This is a genomic window from Ruegeria sp. SAZD013, assembly GCF_059612525.1.
Map to the genome: position 1 here is coordinate 225,578 of NZ_JBXWQT010000019.1, position 6,420 is coordinate 231,997.

The 6,420-nt window shown below is 60.0% G+C and carries 8 protein-coding genes; 5 read left to right on the forward strand and 3 right to left on the reverse strand.

What is annotated here, in order from left to right:
• Positions 1-28 precede the first annotated feature (28 nt).
• From serB to AC2FLU_RS06225, 4 genes are read left to right on the forward strand one after another with little or no spacing between them, the layout of a single operon-like run.
• Entirely contained in the window at positions 29-907 is an 879-nt protein-coding gene (serB, locus tag AC2FLU_RS06210; RefSeq protein WP_480546631.1) for a phosphoserine phosphatase SerB, read from the forward strand.
• Positions 908-948: 41 nt separating this feature from the next.
• The gene (locus AC2FLU_RS06215; protein ID WP_480493917.1) at positions 949-1,278 is read left to right on the forward strand and encodes an ArsR/SmtB family transcription factor; all 330 of its coding nucleotides are present in this window, start codon (positions 949-951) and stop codon (positions 1,276-1,278) included.
• Entirely contained in the window at positions 1,266-1,694 is a 429-nt protein-coding gene (locus AC2FLU_RS06220; RefSeq protein ID WP_480474207.1) for an SRPBCC family protein, read from the forward strand. Before AC2FLU_RS06215 ends, AC2FLU_RS06220 begins: the two co-directional genes overlap by 13 nt.
• Positions 1,695-1,716: 22 nt before the next feature.
• Positions 1,717-2,037 (forward strand): YciI family protein, encoded by a 321-nt coding sequence (locus tag AC2FLU_RS06225; RefSeq protein WP_480605543.1) that lies wholly within the window; start codon positions 1,717-1,719, stop codon positions 2,035-2,037.
• A 5-nt stretch (positions 2,038-2,042) separates the two neighbouring features.
• Here AC2FLU_RS06225 and AC2FLU_RS06230 read toward each other — a convergent pair whose 3' ends face one another.
• Positions 2,043-3,041 (reverse strand): asparaginase, encoded by a 999-nt coding sequence (locus AC2FLU_RS06230; RefSeq protein ID WP_496808906.1) that lies wholly within the window; start codon positions 3,039-3,041, stop codon positions 2,043-2,045.
• 179 nt (positions 3,042-3,220) lie between these two features.
• Here AC2FLU_RS06230 and AC2FLU_RS06235 point away from each other — a divergent pair, with 179 nt between their 5' ends.
• Complete coding sequence (locus AC2FLU_RS06235; protein ID WP_480474205.1) at positions 3,221-3,757, forward strand: invasion associated locus B family protein; 537 nt, start codon at positions 3,221-3,223, stop codon at positions 3,755-3,757.
• A 359-nt stretch (positions 3,758-4,116) separates the two neighbouring features.
• On the opposite strand, the gene tcuB is transcribed toward AC2FLU_RS06235, so the two are convergent.
• Together tcuB and tcuA are read right to left on the reverse strand one after the other, a co-directional pair.
• Entirely contained in the window at positions 4,117-5,181 is a 1,065-nt protein-coding gene (gene tcuB, locus AC2FLU_RS06240) for a tricarballylate utilization 4Fe-4S protein TcuB (protein ID WP_496715410.1), read from the reverse strand.
• Positions 5,171-6,316 (reverse strand): FAD-dependent tricarballylate dehydrogenase TcuA, encoded by a 1,146-nt coding sequence (gene tcuA / locus AC2FLU_RS06245; protein WP_496811907.1) that lies wholly within the window; start codon positions 6,314-6,316, stop codon positions 5,171-5,173. The genes tcuB and tcuA overlap by 11 nt, the downstream gene beginning before the upstream one ends.
• Positions 6,317-6,420 lie beyond the last annotated feature (104 nt).

The window sequence follows — 6,420 nt, forward strand, 5'->3', positions numbered from 1 at the left end:
GCATGGGTATGACACTGGAGATTGGAATATGTACGTCGCCACTTTGCTGACCAACCCGGTTGCACCCTCGCTGGACCGTGCCTTGCCTGAATCGCTGCGCAACGCGTGGGGCGGTGGAGATGTCCTGTGGCTCAGCCCGGACGAGGCGGTCGAGTTTGAGCTGAGTGACATGCCCGCCAATCGCTGGGACGTTTGGGCAGACTTGCAAGGCATGGGCGTGGACCTGATTGTGCAGCCCGCACAGGGGCGGCGCAAAAAGATGCTGTTGGCCGATATGGACAGCACCATGATCCAGCAGGAATGCATTGACGAACTGGCGGATGAGGCTGGCGTCGGCGAAAGGGTCAAGGACATCACCGCCCGCGCCATGAACGGAGAGCTGGATTTCGAAGGTGCCCTGATCGAACGGGTTGGCCTGCTGAAGGATCTGGATGAAAGCGTCATTGGCAAAGTCCTGCGCGAACGGATCACCCTGATGCCCGGCGGGCAGGCGTTGCTGGCAACGATGCGGGCCAACGGAGCCTATGCTGCACTGGTGTCCGGTGGCTTTACCGCCTTCACCGCGCGGGTGGCAGAGCTGCTGGGGTTCGATGAAAACCGCGCCAACACTCTGCTGGCCGCAGATGGCAAACTGACGGGCGATGTGGCGCGTCCCATATTGGGGCGGCAAGCCAAGATCGAGGCGCTTGAGCAGATTTCCACGCGTCTTGGGTTGTCCGAAAATGACGTGATCGCCGTGGGCGACGGGGCCAATGATCTGGGCATGCTGGGGCGGGCCGGAACCGGCGTTGCCCTTCATGCCAAGCCGTCGGTGGCTGCGAAATGCGACGTGCGGGTGAATCACGGCGACCTGACGGCACTGCTTTACCTGCAAGGGTACAGTCGCGCGGATTTTGTCGAATCCTGACAGGGCTTTTCATTATTTAACATTTGTGTTAAATAGTGGTCATGAGCACGCTTCTGACCACCTTTTCCGCTTTGTCCGATGCCACCCGGTTCTCGATTGTCGAGCAGCTGATGGAGCAGGGCGAACTGCCCGCCGGTGACCTGATCGAAGGGCGCGGAATGTCCGGTGCTGCGATTTCGCGCCATCTGAAAGTGTTGCGCGAGGCAGGGTTGGTGCAGCAGCGCGTGCGGGGCACCCAACGGATGTACTCCATCCGGTCCGACGGGCTGCGGATGATTGCCGACTGGACGATCTCCAAACGGCAATTCTGGGAAAGCAGCCTCGATCGCCTCAGTGATATCATCGAAAGGGAGAAGTCATGGCCGACCTGAAACTGGAACGGGACTTCCCCGTCAGCCCAGAGGATCTGTTTGCATGGATCAGCGACGGCAGCCGGTTGTTGCAATGGTGGGGGCCCGAAGGGATGCATGTCCCCGAGCATAATCTGGATTTCTCGCGCACCGGCCCGTGGTATTCGGTCATGGAAAACAGCGAGGGCCAGCAATACAAGGTCTCGGGCCACGTCACGCATGTCGACCCTCCAAACTCGGTGGGGTTTACCTGGGGCTGGCATGACGATCAGGATCAGCGCGGGGCCGAAAGCCACGTTTCCTTCACAGTCACAGCGACGGGCACAGGGTCACGCTTGGTTTTGGACCACCGCGAACTGGCCGATGCCGAAGCAGCCGCGAACCACAATCAGGGCTGGACGTCTTCGCTGCGCAAACTCGAAGCGAAGTGCAAATAAGGTTTCATCAGGGAGGAGCGATATGCCCCAGTATTTGTTTGTCTATCACGGGGGACACACCCCGACCGACCCCGCCGAGATTGAGGCGACCATGGCCGCTTGGGGCGCATGGTTTCAGGGTATGGCCGAAGCGTTAGAGATCCCCGGCAACCCGGTCGGACAGTCCTATACGGTCAGCAGCAGCGGGGTTCTCGACAATGGCGGCGCAAACCCGGCCTCGGGCTTTACCGTGATCAAGGCCGACAGTATCGAAGCCGCGACCGAGATGGCCAAGGGCTGTCCGATGGTCGTCAATGGCTCGGGCTCGGTCGAGGTGGCCGAGGTGCACGAGATCGAGATGTAGGGGCCTTAGCCGGGGAAACCCGGCGCAGGTTTGATCACGCCGCATTCCAGCCCCCGGCGGCTGTATTGCGGGGCGTTCATGAACTTGCGGGTGGCCGGGTGATCGGCCTCCAGCACACCGAGGCTCACCAGAATAGCGGCGATGGCGCATTCGCTGGCCCGCGTGGTGCCATCGGTGATCTTCAGCGCAACGCCCATGCGTTTTTCCGGGATGATGGCCACAAACACCGCCTCGGCCCCGGTCTTGATGGCAACACGCCCGTTCATGGCGCGCATCAGTTCGGTGCAGGCACGGGTATCACCGGCTACCAGTTCCGGGTGTTTTACCATTGCCGCCACCAATTGCACCGCCGCCTCGCTGGAACGGTCGGACCGATCCGAGGCGCTGGCGAACCATGCCATCGACCGGGCCAGCCCGGCCAGCGACACGGCGAAATTCGGGGCGGAACAGCCGTCAATACCGTAACCGGGGCTGGTTTCGCCTGACGTCTCTTCGATGGCAGACAGGCAGGCCTGCTGCACCGGGTGATCGATTTCCAGATATTCCGGCCCTGCGCCCATATGCTGACCCAGTGTCAGGAAACCACAATGCTTGCCGGAACAGTTGTTGTGGATCTGGCACGGGGTGTCATCCGCCAGGATCAGCCGATCCCGCGCGGCAGTGTCCGCTGGCTCCTGTGGCCCGCAGCGCAAGTCGTGCTCGCTCAGCCCCAGATGATCAAGCCACGCTGTTACGCGGTCGGTATGGATCGCAGCCCCGTTGTGTGACGCGCAGGCCAATGCAAGATGTTCGCTGTTCAATCCGTATTTTGCAGCGGCTCCCGACGTGACCAGCGGAAGCGCCTGAATCATCTTGGCGGAAGAGCGCGGATAGATAACCGCCTGCGGGTCGCCCCAGCTGCGCACGATCTGGCCGGAGTCGTCGCAGATGACCGCGTGGCCCAGATGCAGGCTTTCCAGCAAGTTGCCACGCCACAGTTCTGTCATTGCTACGGGCTGCGTCATCTGGACCTCCGAAATTAATGCGCAAAATTCTGCCAATCGCCCTTTCGCCTGTGGCGAAACCTGCGTTAGTGTGTGTATGTCGGCAATCATCGGAATGCGCAACGGAATAGACGGGCCGGAAGGGTTCGCAGCCATGTCCGATGGATTTGAGGTATCGGTCGAGCTAGGAGGCTGGACAAATGGGATCAATGCTCGTTCGTACGATTGCGGGCCTGTGTGTGGCAGGCATCGCCGCGACTTCTGCAATCGCCCAGCAGGCGACAAGCACAAACCGGGTTGCTGCAAAAACGGACTGGAGCGTTTTTGTCGAAGATGATCCCACCGAATGCTGGAGCGTTTCGGCCCCCAAGGAAACCGTGAACACCCGGGGCGGGCGCGTCGTATCCGTGCGGCGCAGCGACATCCTGTTGTTTGTGTTCTATCGGCCCAATGCCGAGGTCAAAGGACAAGTGACCTTTACCGGCGGCTATCCGTTTGCACCGGGATCGACAGTGAACCTGAATGTCGACGGGTCCGAGTTTGAACTGTTCACCGAAGGTGAGTGGGCCTGGCCTGCGTCAGATGCAGATGACGCCAAGATCGTCACCGCGCTGAAACGCGGAACCGAGGCTGTTCTGACTGCCCGGTCCGAACGCGGCACGCAAACCAAGGACACCTTCTCGCTGCTGGGCTTTACCGCAGCAATCGAAGACGCCGAAAAGCGCTGCACCAAGTAAGCACCCCGACCTAAGCAAATGGTCGCGTCATTGGCGGCGCTTTTCTTATGTGGACTTCCGTCAAGTGGGTCAGTCCATGCTGCGATTGCTCAATCCGCCCTCAAATGGCAGGATTGAGCCCAACCTGTGAATTCGAATTCTTCGCCGCGAGCGCACGCAGCGTGAAAATCGCCGCACGTGCTCGGTTCATGGCACTGCGCGGCGGCGGAGATAGCTGCCATTCAGCCATGGTGCAGAGAAACTTTGGTTGGCGAGGATCAAGTTGCGGGACAAAGCTGCCATTTCGCTACGACTGAGTGCATTTCAACTTTCTCGCGGTTTGCAGACATTCGTTTTAAGTTGCCTCGCGTCGCACGAGCTCAGCCTGCGCCGTCCGCATTTCGGATCAAAGCGGCCAGCCGATAGAAGCCGTGGACGAATTTCGAGTATGGTAGCGTGAGGAACAATGTCAGCACCAAAGCAAGGTGGAGCGTGAGGAGATAGGGTTCGAGACCCGAATCTGAAGCGACATATAACAACAGACCAGACGTGCTGACAGCAAAGAGCAACAGGACGAATGCCATGTCGCCGCCGCGCACACGGGCATCGGACAATCTCCCATCGGCCCGCAATTTGAGCGATGCCATACAGAGGGTGCCTGCGCTTAGCATGAGACCGCCAGGTATTCCGAAGAGTTTTGGCAAACTAAACAACCCATAGGGTGCAGGCATATCAAAAACATAATGCAGTACTGTGCCAGAAGAGGTCGATGCAAAGCACAGCAAAAATCCCCACATCGTTAATTGATGCGCGATGCGGCGGGCATTGCTGAACCGGTCCTCATCTTCGAAATTACAGCCTTGCCCCTGCCCACCTGCCAGATTGCGCATGCTTGCCACGTCCCGCATCGCGCGGTTTAGGTCGCACAGCCTGATCCGCCCGCCCTCTACATGCGTCCAATACCGGCGCAGCGACACAAACGTAGCAAGAAAAGGCAACACAAAGGCGGGCGCAAAAACGGCGACCATCAAGGAATGGCTCATGTAGGCATAAAAACCGGCTCCATCGTTGGTCTTTTGCAAGGTCCCAGTGGCAAAAATCAAAGCAAACAGGCACAGAACAACCAAAGCGCCAATGGCAACACCGTGCCGGTCATAGGCCCGCGCAAACCCTGAAGGCCATGCGAACTCCTTCCAACTGTCGGTACGCACCTCTGCCAATATGCGCGGCAGGTTTATCGCAAACTCATGCGGTTCGGTGTATTGGCAGGCGTAGTAACAGCCACGGCAATTGTGGCACAGGTTGGCCAGTTGGGTGATGTCTCCATCGGCGAACTCGGTTTGGCGGGTGATCGCCGGGAACACGGCGCAGTAACCCTCGCAATAGCGGCACGCATTGCAAATCTCGATCTGCCGGCGGGCCTCTTGCCTTGTTTCAGCTGACATGCGCTGCGGCCTCCCTGCCTGCGATACGGCCAAAGACCGTGCCAATGGTCATCCCGAACCCGGCCAGATAGCCCTCGCCAAGGATCGACCCTGCCATGATTTCACCCGCCGCCCAGACGTTGGGCAGCGGCGCGCCGTTCGCCTGCACCCGCGCGGTTTCATCGACCTGAAGCCCGAGATAGGTGAACGTCACGCCGGGCCGCAGTTCATAGGCATAAAACGGAGGCTCGACCAAAGGACGCGCCCAATTGGTTTTGGGCGGTGTGAGGCCTTGGGTGGCCAGGCCGTCCAATTCCTGCGGACTGAAAGGCCCGTCGCCGCAGGCCGCATTGAACGCCTCGATGGTGCGCAGCGCCTGTTCTGGCAGGCCAAGCTTGATCCGCAAGGCATCAAGCTTCTCTGCCTTGATGGGCGGAAAAACCGACGGCATGAACAGATCGCGCGCGCGTGCATCAATGATGGAATAGGCCACCTGATCGGGCTGCGCCGCCACCAGCCGCCCCCAGATCGCGTAGCGTTTCGGCCAGACGTCTTCGCCCTCGTCATAAAACCGCTGACCGTCCTTGTTCAGAACCACTGAAAACGGCACACAATCTAGCCGCGTGACGATCCCGCCGTCAAACTTCGGTGCGCGCCCGTCAATGGCCACCGCATGACACTGGGTCGGATCGCCCACACTGCCCGCCCCCTGATCCAGGATGTCGCGCCAAACGACGCCGCGATTATAAGGCGTACCGCGGATCAGGAAGTTGCGGGCCGCAGGGCCCCAGGCTTCGGCCAGCCAGTCCAGATCGGCCTGAAACCCGCCGGAGGCAATCACCAATGCACGGCCTTGGATGTGCGTGCCGTCCTTCAACTCAACATGGGCAAACGCACCCTCGGCCATCCCCACATGCACCACCTCGGCCTCATAGCGCACCTCGACGCCCAGATCCTGCGCCCTCCGGTAGTAGGCATTCACCAGCGCTTTGCCGCCGCCCAGAAAGAACGCATTGGTCCGCCCAAGGCTCAGTGTGCCAGACAGCGAAGGCTGAAACCGCACCCCGTGCGCCTCCATCCAGGGAAGGCAGTCCTGCGAGGTTCGAATAACCATCCGCGCGAGTGCCTCATCGGTGTTCCCATTGGTCACGCGCATCAGATCGTCAAAATACTCGTCCTCCCCGAGCGTGTTGCACAAATCGTTTCCGATGCGTAGCTGGTCCTTTGATTTGACTGCGGGATGCTGTGATGCCTTTCAAA